The organism is Mycobacterium sp. 236(2023), from assembly GCF_029623955.1.
GTDB lineage: Bacteria > Actinomycetota > Actinomycetes > Mycobacteriales > Mycobacteriaceae > Mycobacterium.
In genome coordinates this window covers 174,413-195,894 of the sequence record NZ_JARSBP010000006.1, presented here as the reverse complement: position 1 = coordinate 195,894, position 21,482 = coordinate 174,413, and the positions used below count along the sequence as shown (strand labels likewise).

General features: G+C 65.5%; 19 protein-coding genes. 4 read left to right on the top strand and 15 right to left on the bottom strand.

Features of this window, described 5'->3' with window-relative positions:
* Positions 1 to 7: 7 nt before the first annotated feature.
* From P9A17_RS23875 to P9A17_RS23850, 6 genes are all read right to left on the bottom strand, one after another.
* Positions 8 to 826, bottom strand: coding sequence for an ABC transporter ATP-binding protein (locus P9A17_RS23875; RefSeq protein ID WP_278041227.1), 819 nt, complete (start codon positions 824 to 826; stop codon positions 8 to 10).
* Positions 819 to 1,721 (bottom strand): ABC transporter permease, encoded by a 903-nt coding sequence (locus P9A17_RS23870; protein WP_278041226.1) that lies wholly within the window; start codon positions 1,719 to 1,721, stop codon positions 819 to 821. Before P9A17_RS23870 ends, P9A17_RS23875 begins: the two co-directional genes overlap by 8 nt.
* The gene (locus P9A17_RS23865; protein WP_278041225.1) at positions 1,718 to 2,731 is read right to left on the bottom strand and encodes an ABC transporter permease; all 1,014 of its coding nucleotides are present in this window, start codon (positions 2,729 to 2,731) and stop codon (positions 1,718 to 1,720) included. Before P9A17_RS23865 ends, P9A17_RS23870 begins: the two co-directional genes overlap by 4 nt.
* 6 nt (positions 2,732 to 2,737) lie before the next feature.
* Positions 2,738 to 4,270 carry an ABC transporter substrate-binding protein gene (locus P9A17_RS23860; RefSeq protein WP_278041224.1) on the bottom strand — a complete coding sequence of 511 codons (1,533 nt, stop codon included), beginning with the start codon at positions 4,268 to 4,270 and terminating at the stop codon, positions 2,738 to 2,740.
* 123 nt (positions 4,271 to 4,393) lie between these two features.
* On the bottom strand, positions 4,394 to 5,488 hold the full coding sequence (locus tag P9A17_RS23855) for a 12-oxophytodienoate reductase (RefSeq protein WP_278041223.1): 1,095 nt from the start codon (positions 5,486 to 5,488) through the stop codon (positions 4,394 to 4,396).
* 39 nt (positions 5,489 to 5,527) lie between these two features.
* Entirely contained in the window at positions 5,528 to 6,736 is a 1,209-nt protein-coding gene (locus P9A17_RS23850; RefSeq protein WP_278041222.1) for an acyl-CoA dehydrogenase family protein, read from the bottom strand.
* Between the two features lie 107 nt (positions 6,737 to 6,843).
* On the opposite strand from P9A17_RS23850, the gene P9A17_RS23845 reads away from it, so the two are divergent.
* Together P9A17_RS23845 and P9A17_RS23840 are read left to right on the top strand one after the other, a co-directional pair.
* Positions 6,844 to 8,175 carry an NtaA/DmoA family FMN-dependent monooxygenase gene (locus tag P9A17_RS23845; RefSeq protein ID WP_278041221.1) on the top strand — a complete coding sequence of 444 codons (1,332 nt, stop codon included), beginning with the start codon at positions 6,844 to 6,846 and terminating at the stop codon, positions 8,173 to 8,175.
* An 11-nt stretch (positions 8,176 to 8,186) separates the two neighbouring features.
* Positions 8,187 to 9,518, top strand: a complete 1,332-nt coding sequence (locus P9A17_RS23840; protein ID WP_278041220.1) for an NtaA/DmoA family FMN-dependent monooxygenase — start codon at positions 8,187 to 8,189, stop codon at positions 9,516 to 9,518.
* A gap of 125 nt (positions 9,519 to 9,643) precedes the next feature.
* On the opposite strand, the gene P9A17_RS23835 is transcribed toward P9A17_RS23840, so the two are convergent.
* A complete protein-coding gene (locus tag P9A17_RS23835; RefSeq protein ID WP_278041219.1) occupies positions 9,644 to 10,126 on the bottom strand; it encodes a hypothetical protein in 483 nt (160 codons plus the stop codon).
* Between the two features lie 109 nt (positions 10,127 to 10,235).
* On the opposite strand from P9A17_RS23835, the gene P9A17_RS23830 reads away from it, so the two are divergent.
* A complete protein-coding gene (locus P9A17_RS23830) occupies positions 10,236 to 11,774 on the top strand; it encodes a rhodanese-like domain-containing protein (RefSeq protein ID WP_278041218.1) in 1,539 nt (512 codons plus the stop codon).
* A gap of 11 nt (positions 11,775 to 11,785) precedes the next feature.
* On the opposite strand, the gene P9A17_RS23825 is transcribed toward P9A17_RS23830, so the two are convergent.
* Positions 11,786 to 12,157 carry a MerR family transcriptional regulator gene (locus P9A17_RS23825; protein ID WP_278041217.1) on the bottom strand — a complete coding sequence of 124 codons (372 nt, stop codon included), beginning with the start codon at positions 12,155 to 12,157 and terminating at the stop codon, positions 11,786 to 11,788.
* Between the two features lie 63 nt (positions 12,158 to 12,220).
* Between P9A17_RS23825 and P9A17_RS23820 the strand changes: the two genes are divergently transcribed.
* On the top strand, positions 12,221 to 13,087 hold the full coding sequence (locus tag P9A17_RS23820; protein ID WP_278041216.1) for a polysaccharide deacetylase family protein: 867 nt from the start codon (positions 12,221 to 12,223) through the stop codon (positions 13,085 to 13,087).
* Here the strand turns inward: P9A17_RS23820 and P9A17_RS23815 are convergent, their stop codons facing one another.
* The 7 genes from P9A17_RS23815 to P9A17_RS23785 form a co-directional block, all read right to left on the bottom strand.
* Positions 13,088 to 13,435, bottom strand: coding sequence for a hypothetical protein (locus tag P9A17_RS23815; RefSeq protein WP_278041215.1), 348 nt, complete (start codon positions 13,433 to 13,435; stop codon positions 13,088 to 13,090). It abuts the gene before it with no gap.
* Between the two features lie 169 nt (positions 13,436 to 13,604).
* The gene (locus tag P9A17_RS23810) at positions 13,605 to 15,008 is read right to left on the bottom strand and encodes an LLM class flavin-dependent oxidoreductase (RefSeq protein WP_278041214.1); all 1,404 of its coding nucleotides are present in this window, start codon (positions 15,006 to 15,008) and stop codon (positions 13,605 to 13,607) included.
* Between the two features lie 11 nt (positions 15,009 to 15,019).
* A complete protein-coding gene (locus tag P9A17_RS23805) occupies positions 15,020 to 16,360 on the bottom strand; it encodes an NtaA/DmoA family FMN-dependent monooxygenase (protein WP_278041213.1) in 1,341 nt (446 codons plus the stop codon).
* Positions 16,357 to 17,985 (bottom strand): ABC transporter ATP-binding protein, encoded by a 1,629-nt coding sequence (locus P9A17_RS23800; protein WP_278041212.1) that lies wholly within the window; start codon positions 17,983 to 17,985, stop codon positions 16,357 to 16,359. Before P9A17_RS23800 ends, P9A17_RS23805 begins: the two co-directional genes overlap by 4 nt.
* Positions 17,986 to 17,999: 14 nt before the next feature.
* Positions 18,000 to 18,800: an ABC transporter permease gene (locus P9A17_RS23795; protein WP_278041447.1), complete on the bottom strand. Its 801-nt coding sequence runs from the start codon at positions 18,798 to 18,800 to the stop codon at positions 18,000 to 18,002.
* A gap of 95 nt (positions 18,801 to 18,895) precedes the next feature.
* The gene (locus P9A17_RS23790; protein ID WP_278041211.1) at positions 18,896 to 19,864 is read right to left on the bottom strand and encodes an ABC transporter permease; all 969 of its coding nucleotides are present in this window, start codon (positions 19,862 to 19,864) and stop codon (positions 18,896 to 18,898) included.
* Positions 19,864 to 21,456, bottom strand: coding sequence for an ABC transporter substrate-binding protein (locus tag P9A17_RS23785; protein ID WP_278041210.1), 1,593 nt, complete (start codon positions 21,454 to 21,456; stop codon positions 19,864 to 19,866). Before P9A17_RS23785 ends, P9A17_RS23790 begins: the two co-directional genes overlap by 1 nt.
* Between the last annotated feature and the right edge of the window lie 26 nt (positions 21,457 to 21,482).

The following is a 21,482-nucleotide window of genomic DNA, read 5'->3' as shown; positions in this document are numbered from 1 at the left end:
GTGTTCCCTAACCCACTGACGCGGTCTGCGCCACGGCGTCGACGCGATCGATGCCGTATTTCGTGTAGGAGTCGATGAGCAACCGCAGGTATTCCGACCGCGGCTCCCGCAGAAGGCGTTGTGTCGGTCCGGCTTCCACCACGACGCCGTTGCGCAGCACGATGAGGTCGTCAGCCAGCCGGGACACCACCGAAAGGTCATGGGAGACAACAATGACCGACATCTTCGCGTGATTTCTGAGGTCGGCGATGAGGTCGAGGACCTCCGCCTCGACCGTGACGTCCAACGAGGTCGTTGCCTCGTCGGCGATGAACACCTCCGGCGAGCGGGCAAGCGCCAGAGCGATGACGATGCGTTGCAGGGTGCCACCGCTGAGCTCGTGACGATACCGGGTCAGGACAGCTTCGGCGTCCCGGATGTTGACAGCCCGCAACGCATCCAGCGCCCGGCGACGGCGTTCCTCCTTGGGGATGCGCAGAGCGACGCGGTAGAACTCCTCGAAGTGCTGCAACACGGTGTAGGACGGGTTGAGGTAGCTTCCGGGGTCCTGGAAGACGGCGCCGAACTTGTTCGCCCACAGGGACCGCCACGTCGCAGTGTCGAAGGTTGCGGAGTCCTCACCGAAGAGTTCGATGTGACCGGACGTCGCGCGGACCGTGGTCGGCAGCACCCCCAGGATGGACTTGACGAGAAGAGTTTTCCCGCTGCCGGATTCCCCGACGATGCCGAGCACCTTGCCCTGGTCCAGGGTGACGCTGACATTGCGCAGAATCGCCCTGTCGGACTCCAGCGAGAGGTTCCGCACGGTGACGACCGCTTCAGTCATTGCTTTCCTTTCCGGCGATGGTCAGTGGCGCACTGCCGAGGCCGCCCGGCGAATCGACTGTCTGCAGTCGTCCGGAATCGGCCTCGGCGTCGCGGAGCAGATCCGCGAGCGCGTGGAAGGCCCACACCGCGGCGATGATGAACGCAGAGGGGAAGATGGGGCCGAGCGGCTGGCGGCTGATGTGCCCGAGGGTGTCGGCCAGTATGCCGCCCCAGGTGGGCTCCGGCGGTTGGACGCCGATGCCGAGGAACGACAGCGACGATATGACGATCAACCCGGCCGCGACGGTGTTCGCGAAGGTGACCGCCAGTGCGGGAATCAGCTTGGGCAGAATGTGTTTGGCGACCACCCACGCGGTCGACGCCCCGAAAAGCCGTGCCGCCAGGACGTAGTCCGCGGAAATCGTGTTCAGCGCTATCGATCTCGACACCCGGTAGAAGATGGGGGAGACGAGTACCCCGACGACGACCAGTGCGGGGATGAGCCCGTTGCCGAGCAGTGCGGTGACCGCGACGGCCACGATCAGGAACGGTAGCGCGATCACCGTGTCCATCAACCGCAGGCTCGACCATTCGAACACCCGGCCGAGATACACCGACAGGATGCCGGGAAGCGTCCCGACGAAGAAGGCGACGACGCTGACCAGCACGCCGCCCAGCAGGCTGACACCGGCCCCGGCCAGGATCCGGCTGAGCACATCGCGCCCGAGGTTGTCGGTGCCCAGCCAGTGCGCCCCGGACGGGCCGGCCAGCGGCACACCGGTGATGTCGAGCGGATTGAACGGCGCCAGCGCGGATCCAAAGGCGCCGATCAACACCAGCCCGGCCGCGAGGATCAGGGCGAACTGACCGGAGCGTTTGCGTAGTGCGTAGCGGATCCACATGAGCGTCGTCACGCCCCTCTCTGCCCTGCCGGGGCAAGCACATTGAGCAGTGAGTTGATGAGGAAGTTGAAGCCGACCACGGCGATGATGCAGATGACCAGAACTCCCTGGACGGCAGGGACATCGCCGGCAAGCGCCGAATCCGCTGCATACATCCCGAGACCGGGAATGCCGAAAATCGTCTCGGTGATGACAGCGCCGCCGATGAGGCTGGGTAGTTTGAGACCGATCAGTGTGATCGCCGGCCCGACACCGTTGCGAATCGAATAGGCCCAGAGCTGGCGCGTTCCGGAGTAGCCGTTGAGCCTGGCCCCGAGCAGATAGTTCTCGTCGCGCGTGCCGAGGATCGAGGTGCGCAGCTGCCGCGCCACGTCGGCGATCAGGTCGAGGCTCAACGCCGTAGCCGGAAGCACGATGTGTGAAAACCACGGCCAGAAACCTTGATTGGGTGAGCTGTAACCCGCCGATGGCAGCACTGGAAGCGCCACCGCGAACACCAGGATCAGCGCGATGCCCATGATGAAGGCGGGCAACACCGACATGATGGTCGTGAAGAACGTGACCGAGCGGTCCAGCCAGGATCCGTGGTACTTGACTGCCAGCACACCGAGCGCGGTGCCGACGACGACGCCGATGAGCAACGCGACGGCCGCGATCTGGAGGCTGATGAGCGCCCGCCGCAGCAGGACGTCGCCGATCGCCGCCTGTGACACCCAGCTGTAGCCGAAGTCTCCGGTGAAGATGCCGGTCAACCATTCCCAGTACTGCTCGAAGAAGGGCTTGTCGAGTCCCCACTTCGTCGTCAGCTCCGCGACCGCCGACGCCGACGGGTTCTCGCCGAGCACCACGAACACCGGATCGATGCCCGAGATGACAGCCAGCAGGAACGTGAAGAAGGTGGCCGCGAAGAAGACGGGAACGAGCACGGCCAGCCATCGGCCGATTACTCGGAACGCACGAAAAGCGTTGGCCCGTATGCGTAACCAGCCGAGAGAGTCGGCTTTCACAGTCGTCTCAGTCATGTTGTGTCACAGGTTCTGCGAGACGGTGACGCCCTTGAAGCTGACGCTGCCCGGTGTCCGCGGGAAGTCGGAGATCGTGTCGGACTGCACGTAGGAGTAGTGGTAGGTGTACAGGTAGATCTTCGAACCGAACTTCAGCGATGACGTCGCCAGGGCCTGCACGGCCGCTTCGTAGTTCGGTGAATCGAGCGGAGTCGCTGCCGCCGCGTAGAGCAGGTCGTCGAAGTCCGCGGGTTGCAGGCCGCTGACGTTGACATTGCCGTTGGCGGAGAACTGCTGGCTGAAAGTCTGCAGTGGGTCGAGGTAGTTGTGTGTCCCCGACACCAGCAACGGATACTCCTTCGACTTGGTGAAGGCGAGTTTGGAGATCGCGTCGGTCGGCAGCACCTGGATGTCGGCATTGATCCCGATGGCTTCCAGCTGCGACTGCAGGACTTCGGCCTGTGCCTGGTTCTCTGCGGCGATCGGGATCGTCAAGCTGATCGCTCCGGGCGCATAGCCGGCTTCGGCGAGAACGCCTTTGGCCTTCTCCGGGTTGTACTCCGGGTTGTTCAGCGCCGGGACGTGGCCGATTTCGCCTTCCTGGTAGGGCTGAGCGGAAACGGCACCAATTCCGTTACCCGCCTTGGTCAGGAACTCCTCGCGGTTGATTCCGAGGTTGAGGGCCTCGACGACCTTCGGGTTGTCGAACGGGGCACGCGAGACGTTGACATTGATGTACCAGTTGTTGTTGCCCGCCGGGCTGAACACCTTGACTCCCTCGACGCCTTCGGCGGACCGCTGGGTGCCGGTGTCGATCGCATTGACCAGGTCGTACTGACCCGACGTCACCGATGCGGTCGCCTGCGCGGGCCCGGGCTTCGGGTAGAACTCGATGCGGTCCACGTGAATGTTGGCCGCATCCCAGTAGTTCGGGTTCTTCTCGAGATAGACGTGATCACCCTCGACGAACTCGGTCACCGTGTACGGCCCCGCGCCGGTCGGGTTGTGCTTGAGCTCTTCGGGATCGACGGCGGGGCTCGGCACCTGACCGGCTTTGGGACCGAGGCGCAGCAGGATGCCGTAGTCGGGGCGCTTCAGGTGGAGGGTGGCGGTGTACTCGTCGTCGGCGGTGACCGTTTCGACGGATTCGAAATCCACCTTGCGGGCGGATTCGGGATCGTCGAGCGCGCGCTCGAAGAACGCCTTGATCGCCTCGGCGTTGACGGGCGTGCCGTCGCTGAACGTGTTGCCTTCGCGCAAATTCAGCGTGAGTTCAGTTCCCTGCGGGTTGTATTCCCAACTTTCGGCGAGACCGGGGCCCGGCTTGCCCTCGGGCGTGATCGATAGGATGGGTTCGTATACGAGGTTCGTGTAGTACTGCGGGTAGTGCGAACTCGTCAGCACCGGGTCCCAGTCGGGCGGGATGATCACCGCCCACCTGATGAGGCTGCCGTTGTCGGTGGCGCTTCCGCACGCGGAGAGGCCGAGCACGAGAGCGATGGCCATTCCGGCCGCGATCGCGGTCCGGAGGATCGGGGTCAGTGCGGATTTCAACATCGTCAGGCGCAGTTCTCTCGGTTGGCGGGGGTACCTGCGCTCCACCAAACCCGCCCGGGTCCGTCGCAACCAGACTGTTTATCTACCGAAAATGAAAGGGATTTGCTTAACCGTGGCGGACGGTCAGGCCAGGGCGGACAGCGCCCGTGCCGGGTCGTACCCTGCAAAGCCGTCGAGTTGCCCGTCGCGCAGGCGGTTCACCCACGAGGGGTCCGCCAGCAGTGCACGACCGATGGCAGCGATGTCGAACTCGTCCGCGTCGAAGTCTGCCACCAGGCGGTCGGCGGGCTCGGGTTCGATGACCTGTCCGGGCTTTTCGCTGCGGAACTGGGTTTGCAGGCCGACCGATCCGACGGCGATGACGGGCACTTCGGCAACCTGCTTGGTCCAGCCCGCGAGGGTGCGTTGCGCGTCGACGTCGGGAAAGGCGGCTGTGTAGTGCCGTCGCGTCGACGGGTGCAGGATGTCGACGCCGGCGGCTACCAGCGGGTTCAGCAATGCACGCAGTTGCGTGGGGTCCTCGGCGATGGAGGCGCCGTAGTCGGTGCCCTTCCACTGCGAAAACCGGTAGGCGATCGGGTAATCGGGGCCGACCGCGGCACGAACCGCGGCGACCACCTCGGCCGGGAAGCGGGTCCGCTCCGACAACGATCCGCCGTATCCGTCGGTACGCAGATTGGTCTTCTCCCAGAGGAACTCGTCGAGGAGATAACCGTGCGCGCCGTGCAGTTCCACCGCGTCGAAGCCGAGCTCTCGTGCCGTCGCGGCGGCCTGCGCGAACTGTGCAGCCACCGCGGGCAATTCGTCGACGTCGAGCGCCCGGCCTTTGATGTTGCCGAGCCCGTCGATACCGGACGGGCTCACCGCGACGACTCCGTCGCCCTCGGCGCGTTCGGCGCCCTGGTGCCAGAGTTGCGCCGCAATCGTCGCGCCCTCGTGGTGGACGGCGTCGACGACACGTGCCCATCCGGCGAGGACCTCGTCGCCCGCGATGGTCGGAATGGACGACGGATAGCCTGCCGAGGGATCGGCGAGCCTGACGCCCTCGGTGATGATCAGCCCGACACCGCCGGCCGCACGCTTGCGGTAATACTCGGCGACGTCGGCGCCGGGCACTCCGTCGGGGGAGGCCTGCCGGGTCATCGAAGCCATCGCGAAGCGGTTGGGCACCCTCAAAGAACGGACGGTCAGCGGTTCAAACAGGTCAGCGATGGTCACAGCGCAATACAACATCGGTGGATCCACCGAACATTCCGGTCAGAAGAATCCCTGATTGGGCAGCGGCGTGCCGTTGAGTGCGTGGCGGCCCACAGCGACAGCTTTGAGGGTCTTCGGATTGTGTGCCGCGATGGACCGGATGTTGCGCCAGTGCCGGTCGAGGTGCTTGCTGCGGTGCACCAGCGAGCCGCCGCCGACGTCGAACAGTTCCGACGCCGCGCGGTTGGCGATCTCGTCGATGACGACCTTGGCTTGGGCGTTGTACAGCGACGCCCGCAGCGAGAGCTCGGGCTCGGCGGGAGTGCCGTGCGCGGCGTAGGCCTCGGTGAGCGCCGCCCCGGCGTTGAGCACCATCGACTCGGCCGCGAAGGCCTGGCTGTGCAGCAGGCCGACGGTGTAGGCGACGATCGGGTCGTCGGCAGGGGTCTCCTCGACGGCGTGGTAGAAGGCGCGGGACTTGCGGTGGACGTGCTCGACCGCGTCGGCGGCGATGCGGTGCAGGATGCCGGTGATCATCGCGCTGAGCTGGATGTGGAAGAACGTGGAGCGGTACGGCAGGGCGTCACGGGAAAACGCGCCCTTGGCGAAGTAATCCTCGGGCCCCACGACGACATCGTCGAAAGTCACTGTGCCGCTTCCGGTGAAGCGCTGTCCGAAGCCGTCCCAGTCGTTGGTGCGCACCACGCCCGGGCGATCCGTCGGGAGGATCACCTCCGCTTTGGTCCCGTCGACGTCGGTGACACCGACGATCAGCCAGTCCATGTACAGGCTGCCGGTCGTATAGTGCTTCGTCCCGTTGAGGCGCAGCCCCTGCGGAGTCGACGTAATCGACGTCCGGTACGGAAAGTCGATGGCGCCGGCTTTGGCGCTCAGCTCGGTCGACGCCGAGCCGATCAGGTCGCCCTGGGCGACCCGGTCCAGCCACCGTGCGTCCTCTGGGCGGGTGCTGCGCAGCAGGTTCTCGACGACCCCGAAGTGGCTGCGGATGATGTGCGCGACGTTGGAATCCGCCGCGGCGAGGTCGATGAACAACCGGAACGCCTCGACCAGTGTCGCGCCCCCACCACCTCGGGCTGCGGGTATGCGCAGCGCGCCGAGCCGGGCACGCTTGACCGCTTCGATTGCCTCATAGGGCAGCTCGTCGCGTTCGTCGCGCCCGATGGCGCCCTCGCCGATGTGGTCGATCAGTTCGCGCAGTTCCGGCGAGCCATACGTGACGGCGGTCCTGGCCTCGGCAAGTTCGGTCATCTGCCCAGTCTCAGGGTGGCAGAGCCGGCGATCAACGAAGATTCGCTTCACGAAACCGGTAGCCGCTTCGCGTTCATCTCGGTACCCCGTGCCTGGACAGTGGAGTGGTGACAGAGCGGCGACTGCACCTGAACGTGAACGGCAACGGGTTGGCGAAGCCGCCGAACAGCTGGCGGCGCAGCGATCCGCCGGGATGGTTCCTCGATTTCAGCTCGTGGGAGAAACTCGGTCAGATCGCCGAACGCGGCCTGCTCGACGCGGTTTTCCTGGCCGACCACCTCGGCGCGACCAATTTCGACAAGCCGTGGCATGCGTTCGAACCGTTCATGCTCCAGACAGCAGTCGCCCGCGCGACGACACACATCGGCCTCGTCGCCACGTTGTCGGCGACCTTCAACCATCCGTGGGATGTCGCCCGGCGCGCCATCACGCTCGACATCGCGTCGGGCGGTCGCGCCGCGGTCAATATCGTCACCTCGGGGGACGACACCGCCGCGGCGCTGTACAGCCGAAAGCCGCTGCCGGAGCGCGAGTTTCGGTACAGCCGTGCTGAAGAGGTGCTGATCGCGGTCAAACAGCTCTGGGATTCCTGGGATGACGGAGCGTGGATCGCCGACCCGGCCACGGGAGAGTTGGTCGACGACGACCTGGTCCCGACTGTCGACTTCGACGGCGAACACGTCGGTTTCAGCGCCAAGTTCCAGTTCCCGCGGTCGGTGCAGGGGCGTCCGGTGATCGTCCAGGCCGGCGCGTCACCGCTGGGCATCGAGCTTGCGGCCCAACACGCGGACGCGGTGTTCTGCGCCGCCAACACCATCCCTACGGCGCAGGCGTTCTATCGAAATCTCAAGGCACGCGCGATCGCTCACGGACGTGATCCTGACGGACTGCTGGTGCTGCCCGGTCTGAACATCACGCTGGGCGGCACCGAGTCGGAGGCGAAGGCGCGTCGCGCCGATGTCGTCGGCCCCATCGTTGCCGACGAGGCCGCCCTGCACGCACTGGCCATCCACATCGGGGTCCCGGCGGAGCTCCTCGATCTGGACAAGACCCTGCCGTGGGACTTCGTCGACTCACCGCGGTGGCTGCCGCGCAGCATCGGCAGCGCCAATTCCGTGCTGTCGGTGGCCCGCCGGGAGGATCTCACGGTGCGCCAGATCCTTGAACGCCGGGCAGATGCGCAGAACGCCATCGTCGGCACGCCCGAGCAGGTCGCCGATGAGATCGAACTGTGGTTCACCGAACGCGCGGCCGATGGCTTCAACATCAATTTCGACATCTTCCCGTCCGGTCTCGAACAGATCGCCGATCATCTGATTCCGGAGTTGCAGCGGCGGGGAATCTTTCGCAAAGAGTACGAAACCACCACATTACGTGGCCATTACGGCCTGCCTCCGCTGGCGACCGACACGAACCGCGCCGCGGCCGCGACGGCGTGACCAGGAGAAGCATGAGCAAACGACAGCTCCATCTGAACGTCAACGCCAACGCGCTGGGGCGTGCGCCCGGTGGCTGGCGGCTGCGCGACGACCCACTCGGATTCATCGATATCGCCGAGTGGGAGAACCTGGGCAGGACCGCCGAGCGCGGCCTGCTTGACGCGGTGTTCCTCGCCGAGACCTACGGTTTCGGGCAGCAGGAGTTCACGAAGCCGTGGAACGCAATCGACCCGTTCATCGTGCTGACCGCCATCGCACGCGCGACAACGCACGTCGGACTGGTCGCCACGGTCTCGTCGACCTACCGCCACCCGTATCACATCGCCCGTCTGGCATCGTCGCTCGATCTGGTCTCCGACGGGCGCGCCGCCATCAACGTCGTCACGACGCAGTCGCTGCGCGCGGGCGCCCAGTTCGGCAGAGATGCTCACCCCGACCGCGACACCCGTTACGGCATTGCGGACGAGTCGATTTCGGTGATCAAAGAGCTCTGGCAGTCGTGGGAACCCGACGCGCTCGTCGGCGACGCGGCGACGGGGGAGCTCACCGACGTGTCGAAAGTGCGCGAGGTCGATTACGCCGGTGAGCACGTCCGCGTCAACACGTACTTCCAGGTGCCGCGCTCACCACAGGGTCACCCGGTGGTCCTGCAGGCCGGTGCCTCCGATCAGGGCATCGACCTTGCCGCCAAACACGCCGACGCGGTGTTCTGCGCGGAGCACAGTTTGGCGCAGGGTAAGGATTTCGCGAATAAGGTGAAGTCACGGGCGCGCGATGTGTACGGCCGTGATCCCGACGACGTCCTGATCCTGCCCGGGCTGTGGCCGGTGATGGGGAGCACCGAAGCCGAGGCACGGGAACGTCGAGACCTGCTGGCGAGCCTGAGCACTGACAGCGGGGACGCGCTGGGGTCACTCGCCAAACAGCTGGGCCTTCCGCTGGCCAGCCTCGACCTGGACAAGCAGCCACCGTGGGATCTGATCAACGCGCCGGAATGGACGCCGACGAGCTTCGGATTCGCCAACTCGGTGCTGCATACCGCGCGCGTCGAGAACCTGACGGTGCGCGACATGGTCGACCGGCACATCGCGGGCGGCGGACACCGCATGGTGGTGGGCACGCCCGAGCAGGTCGCCGACGAGATCGAGGCCTTCTTCACCGAGGGTGCCGCAGACGGTTTCAACCTGAACCACGACTTCTACCCCGACGGTCTCGACCTCATCGTCGACCACCTAGTGCCGGAGTTGCAGCGACGGGGAATCTTCCGCAAGGAGTACGAATCGACCACGCTGCGAGGGCATCTCGGCCTGCCGGTCCCCACGCTCTCTCCTGCCGACGCGTGAGGAGGGGAGACTTGCACCGCGAGCGCGCGTGTCTGCACGCCTTCACGCGGCGTGTCGCGTGCATGCGCGCCCTTTCGCGGACGACGAGCGCACGCGCAATGCCACGAACAGCGGCGCGTCACTATTCAGACGCGCGCGCTCGCGATGTGGAGGTCGGGGCTGCGGAGGTGACTCTCGACCGTGTCGAGTACGTCGTTGACGGTGAGCGCGTTGACTTCGTCGGCCAACTGTGCGGCACCCGCGAACCGCAGCAGCTGCGGAAGCTTGTGCCTGACCTTGTCGATCACCCACTGCAAGAAGTCACCGTCGGCCACCGAATCGAACCCGACCCAATGGTTCTGGACGCCGGGGGTCAGGTAGTGGTAGTGCTCCTCGCCGGGGAACGCGTCGAAACGCAGATGCTCAAGGCCCGTGGCGGTTTCGAAGACGTGGAGGGTAGGGCCACCAGCCCATGGGGCATCGTCGCCGTCCTCGAAGAGCGCGCGGCCCTCGACGCCAAAGGTGACTGCTCCGGCAGGATAGTAGGTGGTGGCTTCCGTCACGACGGGCAGCGGATCGCCCTCATAGAGCTTGCCGAGCCTGGTGGTGGTGAAGGGGGGAGCCGCCATGCCCGTAATCTAGGGACTCCGGCCGCACCGTTCCACGGTTTATCTCGCTGTGCGCCAAAGCAATCAGACCAACACCATCACGATGACATCGAAGGAGACGATCACTGCCATGGCGCGACCTATCACGGGTGAGGAACTGTACTCGGCGCTGCTGGGAGACGAGCAGCTGGCGATTCTTGATCTCCGGACTCCGGCAGAGCGCGCGGACGGCCACATCGCGGTCAGCGCAGGACTCTCCCTTCATGATCTGGAGCAGCGCATCGCCGACCTCGTGCCGCACGCATCGACGCCGATCGTCGTCGTGGGGACACCGGAATGGGAAGCCCGCGGTGCGGAGGTGCTCGAGCGGCTCGGCTACCGCGACGTGTCGACGCTCGATGACGGTGTCGGGGGCTGGCAGTCCGCCGGAGGCCGCCTGTACACGGGGACCAACGTGCGGAGCAAAACTCTCGGCGAGTGGATCGAACACACCTACCAGACCCCGACGGTGGAAAGTGCCACGCTGGCAGGCTGGTTGGCCGCAGGCGATGACGTCGTCATCCTGGACAGCCGTACCCCCGCGGAGTACCTGCACCATCACATCCCGGGCGGTCTCAACACTGGTGGCGGAGCCGAGGTCACCTACCGGGCGCTGCAGGCCATCACCGACCCGGCTACGAAGGTCGTCGTGAACTGCCAGGGCAGGACCCGTGGCATCGTCGGCGCGCAGTCGCTGATCAACACCGGGATACCCAATCAGGTGTTCTCGCTGCACAACGGGACGCCGGCGTGGGAATGGGCGGGCCAGCCGGTCGAGTTCGGTGCCGGCGTCGACCTGGCCGCACCCGACGAGATCGAACCGTCGCTGCGGGAGTGGGCCGCTTCAACCCTGCAGAAGGCGGGTGTCGCGATCGTCGACCCCGCGCAGGCACAGGCCTACGTCGACGAGGAAGTCAGCACCTATGTGCTCGACGTCCGCGCACGCGACGAGTACGCCGCCGGCCACTTTGCGGCGGCTGTGCACACGCCTGGAGGTCAACTCGTGCAGGCCACCGACGACTTCGTCGCGGTGCGGCGCAGCAGGGTGATCCTTGTCGACACCGGCGACTTCGTCCGGGCGGCCAACACCGCGCAGTGGTTGCGCTTCCTGCATGACGGCCCGATCTCGGTCATTGCATACGCCGCAGGCGCAGACGTCATTCGTCCGCACCAGGTCGTGATCGCAGTGCCGACGGAGCGCCGGGTGACCTGGGACGAGGTGACGCGATGGCAGAGCGAGCGCTCTGTGCGCCTGGTCGATGTACGGAGCTCAGCCAGATACGCGGCAGGACATGTTCCCGGCTCTGTCCATGCACGGCGCGAACATCTCGGCGGCCTTGTCGCCGACGGTTCCACGGTGGTGCTCATCGGCGACAAGGACTTCGTTGCCGATCATCTCGCGGACAGCACCGACGTGTGGGTGCTCGACGGCGGAATCGACTCGGCGGTAATCGCTCTCAGCACCGACGATCCACAGCACGCCGGCCCCGTCGTCGACCGCACCGGTGCTCCCGAGTTCGGCCCCGAGCGCGACGCCTGGTACGTCGCGTATTTCGAATGGGAGTTGTCGTTGCTCAGCGAGTCCAAGGGTGACCCGTTCTTCGACTTCGACACGGTGTCTGCCACCTAGACTGCGGCGGCCTAATCGTCGGTCGGTGGCTGCGACGCCGCCGAGATGACGTCGTCGAGCACTGCCCGTGAGTTCGTCAGATCGCGGATCTGGGCATCGAGGCGGCTCCGCTCCTCGGTCAGCGTCTCGACAAGCAGTGGCGTGGCATTGGGGGCGGCCCTGCCGTCGACATCCCGCATGCACGGCAGCAGCCCGGCGATGGTGCGGCTGTGCAACCCTGCGGCGAACAACTCCTGGATGTGAACCACGCGGTCGACCGCGGCATCGGGGTACTCGCGTTGCCCGCCACGACTGCGGGTGGGGATCAACAGCCCACGCTCTTCGTAATACCGCAGCGAGCGCTCGCTCACTCCGGTCCGTCGCGCCAGCTCGCCGATCCGCATGCCCTCCGTTATACCTCTGCAGGCTTGACACTGACACCGGTGTGAGGTCCTACGGTATGCGCCATGACGTCAGAGCCGTTGCCGCCCTTCACCTACAGTCCGATCACCGAGCGTCCGGTCCTGCGCTGGCCTGACGGCGCGTCGGTGGCCGTCTATGTCGGCCTCAACATCGAGCACTTCCTGCCGAACAGGCCGTCGACGAGCATCTGGCCCGGCACCGCCGAGCTCTCGCCGGATCCACTGAATCACGGTTGGCGCGACTACGGCGCCCGGGTCGGCATCTGGCGGACGATCGAGGCGTTGGATGACCACGGAATGCGGGCCAGTGCCTTGGTCAACTCCACTGTGGCCGAGGCCTATCCGCAGATCATCTCCGCCGGAGTGGAGCGGAACTGGGCCTGGCTCGCCCACGGACAGACGAATTCGGTGCTGCACAATGGCTTCGACGCCGACTCCGAGCGTCGCATCCTTGCGGAAATCACCGACACCATCGACTCCGCCACTGGACGCCGGCCGCTGGGATGGATGGGGCCTGGACTGACCGAGACGCACCACACTCCACAACTGCTGGCCGAACTCGGCTATCGCTATGTCCTGGACTGGACCAACGACGACCAGCCCTATGAGCTGACCATTCCCGGAATGCTCAGTGTGCCGTACTCGGTGGAACTCAACGACCTGCTGCTCTTCGGAAAAGGCTGCACGGGAGAGCAATTCGTTCAGATCGTCAAAGACCAGTACGATCAATTACGGGTAGACGCGGCCACAGGTGGCCGCGTGCTGGCCCTGGCATTGCATCCCTTCGTGATAGGTCAGGCGTTCCGGCATCGCTACCTCGTCGAGGCGCTGAGCTACCTTGCGGCGCAGCCGGAAGCGTGGCTCACCACCGGCGATGACATCGCCGCGTACTTCCTGGCGCAGCGCTGCTGATCACCAATCGCCGATGCCGGGCCCCGAGGGCCATCCGCCGTCGAAAGCCGAGGCGGTCCCGCCGACAACTGCCTTGGTGCTGTCGCGGACCTCCCCGACGGCGCTGACGACACCCGCATCGGCCACGCGTGCCTCCGAGATGCCGCGGGCGACACCGTAGTCATTGATACGTACCACCGAGATCTCCGAAGCCTGGCGGCTCGAGACGACGGGACCCGGGGCGATCTCTTCGACCTCAGCACCTGCGACCCCGCCGGCGAGGGCAAGGAATGCTGCTGCAGCAGAGCAGGACCCGACTCCAAGGGCCAATGTGCGTCTCATCACGTGGATCTGCGGTGTTGTTCTCATCGGATCGTCGTCTCCCTTGTCCAGAACGGTATGGTGGTTACAGATGTTGACATGCAATGGATTTCGTTGGGTACGAGTTCGGCATCGGTGAGTCATCAAGATCAGAAAACCGCAGGTGGAGATCCTGAAAACCACTTGCTGCCTTACATTCTCGCTGCGGCGAACCCGTCTAGGAGCTTGAAACGATCGATGCAGTTGCCGGAGAACTGAAGTGTCCACGCCACTGCCGGGCGGGATGGCGGTCCGGCAGTGCGGGTCCGCCATCGAATAGCTTGTCGCGCAGAGTGCCCGAACGGTATTCGGTTTGGGCCAGGCCACGGGACTGCAGTTCGGGTACGACGTGGTCGATGAAGTCGGCGAAGCTTCCCGGGGTGGTGATGTAGCGGATGTTCAGACCGTCGACGCCCGCATCCTGCCACTCTTGGAGGCGGTCGGCGATCTGATCTGGCGTGCCGACGACGCGCGTCGCCTCCTGTTGCTGCCTGACCAGATCGGCGATAGTCGGATTCGTCCCGGGTGGCGCGGCGTTGACGAGCGCCTCGATGGTGCTGCGCGTGCCCTGCACTTGGTCGGCGAGGTCGCCGATCGGAGTGTCGTGATCGAGTCCGCCGAGGTCGATGCCGATGCCGCCGCTGCGGTGGGCGATCAGGCCGTCGACGCTGAGATACTCGTCGAGTTCGCTCGCTCTCTGCCGGGCTTCGGCCTCTGTGGAGCCGACGACGAACGACAACCCCTGGAAGAACTTGACGTCCTCGGGGCGGCGTCCGGCAGCCACCGCCTTGGCGCGGGTGTCCTCGATGACCACGCGTGCCCCCTGCGGCGACGCAGCATTGATGAACACGCCTTCAGCGTGCCGCGCAGCGAAGGCCCTACCGGCAGAGGATGTCCCGGCCTGGAAGAGGACCGGAGTACGTTGCGGGGAGGGGAAACTGAGGTGCGGACCCTCGACGCGATAGCGCGGGCCCACGTGGTTGATCTTGTGGACCCTGTCGGGGTCGGCGTGCACGCCGTTGTCGCGGTCTCGGACCAGTGCGCCGTCGTCCCACGAGCCTTCCCACAGCTTGTACACGACCTCGGTGTACTCCTCGGCCCATTCGTAGCGGGCGTCGTGCTCTTCCCGATCGGTGAGCCCGAAGTTGCGTGCGGAGTTGCGCAGGGCACTGGTGACGACGTTCCAGCCGATGCGGCCCTTAGAGGCGTGGTCGAGCGTGGAGATCTTACGGGCGAACGAGAATGGGTGGTCCTGCAGGATGGAACTCGTGATGACCAAGCCGAGGTGCTCGGTCGACAGCGCGAGCGCAGACAGGATCGCCGACGGGTCGTGGTTGGGGATCTGCAGGCCTTCCCGAAGGTAGGTATCCCATCCGCCCCGATAGTCGTCGTAAAGCCCGACAACATCGGCAAAGAACACCGAGTCGAACTTGCCGCGTTCCAACAGTTTGACGAGTTCCACCCACGGGTCGAGTTGGTCGAACTCGACGCTTCGTGTGTCGGGGTTGCGCCACGCGCCGTACGACACATGGGTGGCGGTGTTCATCGTGAAGGCGTTGAGGATCAGCCGAGGCCGGGGCATGTCGAGTCCTATCAGTATGCGAGGGCGGCGCGCGAGTGCGGCAGGCCCGGTGTCCGGGTACCGAGCCGCTCACGCAGGCGACCCGGGGGCGTTGGGCCGTCCCGGAAGATGCCACGCTGACGGAGCAAGGGGAGCAGGTCACCGGCGATGCGGTCGAAACTTGATCCACCGAGCAGAATGAACCCGTCGGAGGCGCCGCCGTCGATCCAAGCCGCGATGGTCTCCGCCGCATGTTCGGCCGTCCCGATGACCTGGAAATGCCCGAATGACGTCGCGTATCGCAGCAGGAAGTCCCGCAACCTGGCGTACGTGCCGTCCTCGACCCAGCTGCGGTAGATCAGCGCACGGCTGACCCGACGACCGTGGCGTTCGAGCTCCTCCTTGGTCGGGAACCGTGAGAGAGGAATCGTGGCATCGAGGCGCAGATCGCTGAGGTCGAGCCCCGGCACCTCGTAGGTGATCGCCACCCTGGCACGTTCGAGATCCAGTTCGGTCAACTCGGAACGGTAAGCTGCCCAGGCTTGTTCGTCGTCATCACCCAGGTATATCCGGATGCCGGGCAGTACCTTGAGATCGTCGGCGTCTCGGCCGTTCGCCACCACCGCGGCCTTGAGGCGGCGGTAGTACTGCCTGCCCGCCTCGAAGTCGGGACTTGCGACGAAGACGACCTCGGCCGATTCGGCCGCGAAATCGATGCCGGTGTCCGACGCGCCGGCCTGGGCGATCAGCGGAAATCCCTGCGGGCTCGGCGGCAGGTCGAGCGCCTGCTTGACCCTGAAGTGATCACCGGCCCAGCCGATGTCGGTGATTCGTTCGTTGTCGGCGTACACCTCGGTGCGCCGGTCTGCGACGATGGCGCCGTCCCGCCAGGACGACCATAGCGCCTTGGTCACGTCGAGAAACTCCCTCGCGCGGGCGTATCGTTCGGCAGGAGAGGGAATCTCGGTGTAGCCGTAGTTGACCTCACCGTTGAAGGAGGTCACGACATTCCATCCGGCCCGGCCGCCAGACAGCCGGTTCAACGACGTCAGTTCTCGAGCCACCGTATACGGTTCGCTGAACTGCGTGGACAACGTGATGACGAGCCCGATGCTCTCGGTGTGAGCGGCGAGATAGGCCGCGAGCGTGAGCGGTTCGAACGACCGAGGCCCTGAGTAGCGGATCTGCGTGCGGTTCAGGCCGGCGAAATCGGCGACGAACACGGCGTCGAATCCGAGGTCTTCCAGCTCGGCGGCGAAACGTGCCTTGCCCCGGTGCCGTTCGCTGGGCAGATCGTCCTCCGGGGCGTGCTTCCATCGCGGGAAGCGGTCGGCGAAATGGAACTCCGAGGAGACGAAGAAGGTCGACGTCACGATGCCGCCAGCGCGAGAGCGGCCAGCCGACGGCCGGGGATGGCGTCCAGCAGTGCGCGCGTGTAGTCGGCTTGCGGAGCCTCGAAAACGTCTGCTGTCGAACCTGTTTCGACGACCTGGCCGGACTTCAGGACGACGACGTGGTGTGCCAGCCGTTTGACGACCGACAGGTCGTGCGAGATGAACAGATATGTCAAGTCGCGCTCCGACTGCAGGCGCAGTAGCAGACCGATGATCTGGTCCTGCGTGACGACGTCGAGGGCGGACAGCGGTTCGTCGAGCACGATCACCTGAGGCCGGACCACCAGGGCGCGGGCGATCGCGACGCGCTGCCGCTCGCCGCCCGACAGTTCGGCGGCGCGCCGTTCGAGCTTGTCTGCCGAGAGGTTGACGCCGTCGAGCGCCTCGGCGATGCGTTCGGTGCGTTCCTTTCTGTCGTGCAGGCCATACGACGTCAGCGGGGTGTCGAGGATCTGCTGAACGGTCCAGCGCGGGTCGAGTGCCGAATCCGGGTTCTGGTAGACGAATTGGATGTCGCGCCAGTGTTCGCGACGGGCTCGATGGGACAGCGCGGCGATGTCGCGCCCGAGCACGGTGACCGAGCCGCTAGTGGGTTTGGTGAGACCGATGATCATTTTCGCGGTGGTGGACTTGCCCGAGCCGGATTCGCCGACCAGCGCCACGGTTTCGCCTCGCCGCACCCGCAGGCTGATATCGGCTGCAGCCGCGAATGTCGTCCGCCCGGAGAGCCGGTATTCCTTGGTGGCCCCTGCCACGTCGATGACCGTCTCACCGTGCGGCTCCGTCGCATCGCGTTCGGGTCGGGCGATGGCGCCGATACGGCGGATGAGCCGTGTCGCGTACTCGGATTGTGGTTCGGTGACGATCGTCTCGACCGGCGCGTCCTCCACGACGGCGCCGTGACGCATCACGATCACCCGTGACGCGTGATCGGTGGCGACCCCGATGTCGTGGGTCACGAACAGCACGGTGGAGCCGTGCTCGGAGACCAGTCGATCAAAAATCCGCAGCACGCTGGCCTGCACGGTCACGTCGAGCGCCGACGTCGGTTCGTCCGCGACGATGAGGTCGGGGTTCAATCCGAACGCGATCGCGATCAGTACTCGCTGTCGCATACCGCCGGACAGCTCACCGGGGTATTGCTTGAGCCGGCGTTCGGGCTGGTCGATCTCGACCTCTTCGAGGATCGCGATGGACCGCTGCTTGATCTCCCGGCGGCTGAGCCGCTTCGCGCGGAGCTCGAACACTTCCGCGAGTTGAGATCCGATGGTGCGCACCGGATTCAGCGACGCCCCGGGATCCTGGGGGACGAGGCCGACTGTGCGACCGCGGATCCGGCTCCACTCCCGCTCGCTCAGTCCGAGGGTGTTGCGTCCGCCCAGAGTCAGGGTGGCAGCGGTGACAGTCGCCGATCCGGGAAGCAATCCGACCACGGTGTTCGCCAAGGTGGTCTTACCCGAGCCGGATTCGCCGACCACGGCGACGAATTCGCCGCGGTTGACGACCAGGTTCACATGATCGAGCGCTACCTTGGGTCGCGCATCCACCGACGGCCCAGGATAGGTCACCACGAGGTCGGACAGTTCGAGAAGCGGTTCTGGCATGCGGTTGCTCCCGATCAGATGTGGTTGAACTTGAGAATGCGGCGGCTGACGGCGCCGAGTGCGACGATCACGACGACGATGACGACGCCCGGCAGCGACGTCAGCCACCATGCGTTGGCGAGGTAGTTACGGCCCTCCGCGACGAGCAATCCCCATTCGGGGGTCGGCGGCGGTGCGCTGTACCCGAGGTAGCCCAGGGCCGAGATGGCCAGGATCGCCGCGCTGAGATCGATGACAGCGAGGGCGACGACCGCGCCGACGGCGTTCGGAACGATGTGGCGCCGGATGACCGACCACCGCGTCTCGCCGGACAGGAACGCGGCCTCGACGTAGTCCAGCGCGCGAACCCGCAACACCTCGGCTCGGAACACCCGGGCGAAGATGGCGATCGAGCCGATGCCGACGCCGATCCCGACCGACAACGGGCCGGGGCCATAGGCAGTGACAATCCAGATCGAGATCAAGAATGCGGGCAGCGCGAGAAGCACGTCGCTGACCCGCATCCCGACCGCGTCGACGACAGGGCCGGAGACGCCGGCCAGGATGCCGATGACGCTGCCCACCACGAGGCCTACCGCCACAGCGATGCCCGCGGTCAGAATCGTATGTGACGTTCCGTAGATGACGCGCGCGAGTACGTCGCGACCGAGGTGGTCGGTGCCGAACCAGTGGGCCACGCTCGGAGCCTGGAACTTGTCAAGGTGGTTGCCCTTCAATGGATCCTGGTCGGTGAACAAGCCAGGCGCGATCGCCCACGCGGCGACAAGGACCAGTAGAGCGGCCGACAGTCGCACCGACCAGGGTGTGTCGCGCAGCGCGGCTCGCCAGTTCCGGTCCGGGCCCCTCGGCGCCGCGGTGTCATTGCGCGTCGCCAGCTCCGCGGCTGCAAACGTCTCGCTGGCTTCCAGACTCACGTGAACCTGCCCAGTCGTGTGTTGAAGCCGCGGTGCGACGTCTTGGTCACGCGCGGATCCAGGATCGGATAGATGAGGTCCACCAACAGGTTTGCGCCGACAATCACAACCGTCGTCAGGAGCACCAGGCCCTGGATCAAGGAGATGTCCTGGGTGGACACCGCATCCAGCAGCACCGTCCCCAAACCTGAGCGGGAGAATACGGTCTCGGTGATCACGGACCCGCCGAGCAGTGCGCCGATGGTTGTCGCAGTCACGGTCAGTGCCGGGCCGGCGGCGTTCTTCAACACGTGCTTGCGGATCACCCACCCCGGCGATCCGCCCTTGGCCCGTGCGGTATTCACGTGCGGCAGCGACAGGGTGGCCTCGGCGTTCTTGAGCAGGACCTGGGCGATCGGCGCCGAGATCGGGACTGCCAGAACCAGGGAGGGGATCAGCAGTGAGGCCAGCGACCCGTCCGGGAACATCGAGAAGAGGCCGAGCTGGACGGAGAAGATCTGCAGCACAACCAATCCGAGCCAGAATGTCGGAACGGCACTGAACAGTGGCGGGATGCTGCGGATGAACGTCCGCAGCCATTCCGCCTTGCCCGTTGTGGCCAGGAGCACGATGCTGATCGCGAAGGCCAGGGCCAGCACCGTTGCAGTCGACGCGAGCTTGAGCGTCTCGCCGATCACGCTGCCGATGCGGCTCGTCACGGATTCGCCGCTCGACAGTGAGAACCCGAAGTTGCCCTGCAGCAGCTGCGTGAGCTGCGACCAGTACTGGACCCATGCCGGACGGTCGTATCCGTAGTACTCCTTCACCTGCGTCACGACGTCGGGGTTGAAGTAACCCTCGCCCTTGGCGACGAAGATCGTCACCGGGTCCGCGGGCAGGATCGTCACGCCCCAGAAGATGACGGTGAACGCGAGCAGCAGCACGAGTGCCGACTGTCCGATCCGGGCGAACGTGTACCGCAGCATCAGGCTTTCCAAGCGCTTTGGAACAACGGTTCTGTGTAGTTGCTGAACTCGATGTGGACGTTGGGGGCGGCCGAATGCACCTGCACCTCGTCCCACAGGATCAGTGCGAGTTGCTCGTCGATGATCTTCTGCTGCTCGCGGGCCACGACGTCTTTGAGCACCGCCGGGTCGGTGGCCTTGAGTTCCTCGTCGGACAGCGCGATCAGGTCCTCGTTCTTGGCGAACGTCAAGTTCCCTTTGTCGCGGCCGAAGAGCAGGCCCAGGCCGATGTTGTAGCCCGTCCTGGTGCCCAGCAGCGGAACGGATGGGTCGGTATTGGCCTGGTTGAACAGGGTGGTGTCACCCGCTCGATTCACCAGCGCCACACCGAGTTCCCGCCAGCCGGATTCGATGAACTCGAACGCGGGCCGGAACACCACGCTCTGGTTCGATGCGGCGAGCGTGACCTCGAGTTTCTTGCCGTCCTTCTCGCGGGTGCCGTCCCCGCCGACCTTCCAGCCAGCCTCGTCGAGCAGTGCCGCCGCCTTGTCCGGGTCGTAGCCGATGTCGGCGCTGACGTCGGTGTAGAGCGGATCGTCATGGCCGAGAACCGAGTCACTGGCCCGGTAACTGGGTGACAGAACGGTGTCGACCACCGCTTGGCGGTCGACACCGAGTTGCAGGGCCCGGCGCACTCGCTGATCGCTGACCAGTTCGTTGTTGACGCGGAACGCGACGAGATTGACGGTGAGCGACGGCGCGGCGACCGGGATCACCTGGAAGTTGTTGGCAGCCAATGCTGATTCGTCGGTCGGCTGGATGCCCCGGGCGAGATCGACCTGCTTGGACTGCACAGCTCCGGCACGTAGACCGGGTTCGCCGATGACGCGGACGACGATCTTGTCCAGGTAGGCCGCCCCCTTGTTGGGTGACGTCGCAGGAGGCCATGCGTAGTCCGGCCGCTTGCGCAGCGTCACCTCTTGGTCCGGGACCTGAGATTCGTAGACGAATGCCCCGGAGCCGACAACGTTCTCGATCTGCGACTGGCCGTCGTAGTCCAGGGCGAGGGTCGAGAGTCCGCGGATGGCGGCGCGTCCGTTGGCGGCCAGCTTGTAGAAGTTGGTGTTGGGACGGCTGAGGAAGACCGTCGCGGTGTTTCCGGAGACCTCGGTGCGGTCATAGCCGACGAAGTCGGAGAACGCCGGGATCTTCTTCGCCGGATCGCCCTTGCCCAGTTGGTCGAAGTTCGCCTTGACCACCTCGGCGTTCAGCGGTGTGCCGTCGCTGAAGGTGACGCCGTCGCGAATCTTGAACGTGTACTGGGTGGCGTCGTCGTTGCGAGAGAACTGCTCGGCCAACCACGGGTGGACCTCGCCGGTCTTCGGGTCGATGAACACGAGCCGGTCGACGATCTGGAACAGCAGGTTCGCCGTGGTGTAGTTCGTGCTCAGTGCGTCGGTGACGAACTGGACGTCGGAGAAGACGAGTGTGCCGCCGGGATTCGGATCCCCTGTGGGCCCGGTCGGGGCGGTGGGGGCTTGCTGCTGACCGGAGCAGGCAGCCAGCAGGATCGCCGAGATGGCGACGGCGATCAAGGTGCGGAAGCGAGACATGAAAAAGTCACCTATGTACATCGATG

What these genes read in the sequence shown, in the direction of transcription:
- P9A17_RS23875 (WP_278041227.1), bottom strand. Translation starts at nt 826, where the DNA reads ATGACTGAAGCGGTCGTCACCGTGCGGAACCTCTCGCTGGAGTCCGAC.
- P9A17_RS23865 (WP_278041225.1), bottom strand. Translation starts at nt 2,731, where the DNA reads ATGACTGAGACGACTGTGAAAGCCGACTCTCTCGGCTGGTTACGCATA.
- P9A17_RS23860 (WP_278041224.1), bottom strand. Translation starts at nt 4,270, where the DNA reads ATGTTGAAATCCGCACTGACCCCGATCCTCCGGACCGCGATCGCGGCC.
- P9A17_RS23850 (WP_278041222.1), bottom strand. Translation starts at nt 6,736, where the DNA reads ATGACCGAACTTGCCGAGGCCAGGACCGCCGTCACGTATGGCTCGCCG.
- P9A17_RS23840 (WP_278041220.1), top strand. Translation starts at nt 8,187, where the DNA reads ATGAGCAAACGACAGCTCCATCTGAACGTCAACGCCAACGCGCTGGGG.
- P9A17_RS23835 (WP_278041219.1), bottom strand. Translation starts at nt 10,126, where the DNA reads ATGGCGGCTCCCCCCTTCACCACCACCAGGCTCGGCAAGCTCTATGAG.
- P9A17_RS23830 (WP_278041218.1), top strand. Translation starts at nt 10,236, where the DNA reads ATGGCGCGACCTATCACGGGTGAGGAACTGTACTCGGCGCTGCTGGGA.
- P9A17_RS23825 (WP_278041217.1), bottom strand. Translation starts at nt 12,157, where the DNA reads ATGCGGATCGGCGAGCTGGCGCGACGGACCGGAGTGAGCGAGCGCTCG.
- P9A17_RS23820 (WP_278041216.1), top strand. Translation starts at nt 12,221, where the DNA reads ATGACGTCAGAGCCGTTGCCGCCCTTCACCTACAGTCCGATCACCGAG.
- P9A17_RS23815 (WP_278041215.1), bottom strand. Translation starts at nt 13,435, where the DNA reads ATGAGAACAACACCGCAGATCCACGTGATGAGACGCACATTGGCCCTT.
- P9A17_RS23810 (WP_278041214.1), bottom strand. Translation starts at nt 15,008, where the DNA reads ATGCCCCGGCCTCGGCTGATCCTCAACGCCTTCACGATGAACACCGCC.
- P9A17_RS23800 (WP_278041212.1), bottom strand. Translation starts at nt 17,985, where the DNA reads ATGCCAGAACCGCTTCTCGAACTGTCCGACCTCGTGGTGACCTATCCT.
- P9A17_RS23790 (WP_278041211.1), bottom strand. Translation starts at nt 19,864, where the DNA reads ATGCTGCGGTACACGTTCGCCCGGATCGGACAGTCGGCACTCGTGCTG.
- P9A17_RS23785 (WP_278041210.1), bottom strand. Translation starts at nt 21,456, where the DNA reads ATGTCTCGCTTCCGCACCTTGATCGCCGTCGCCATCTCGGCGATCCTG.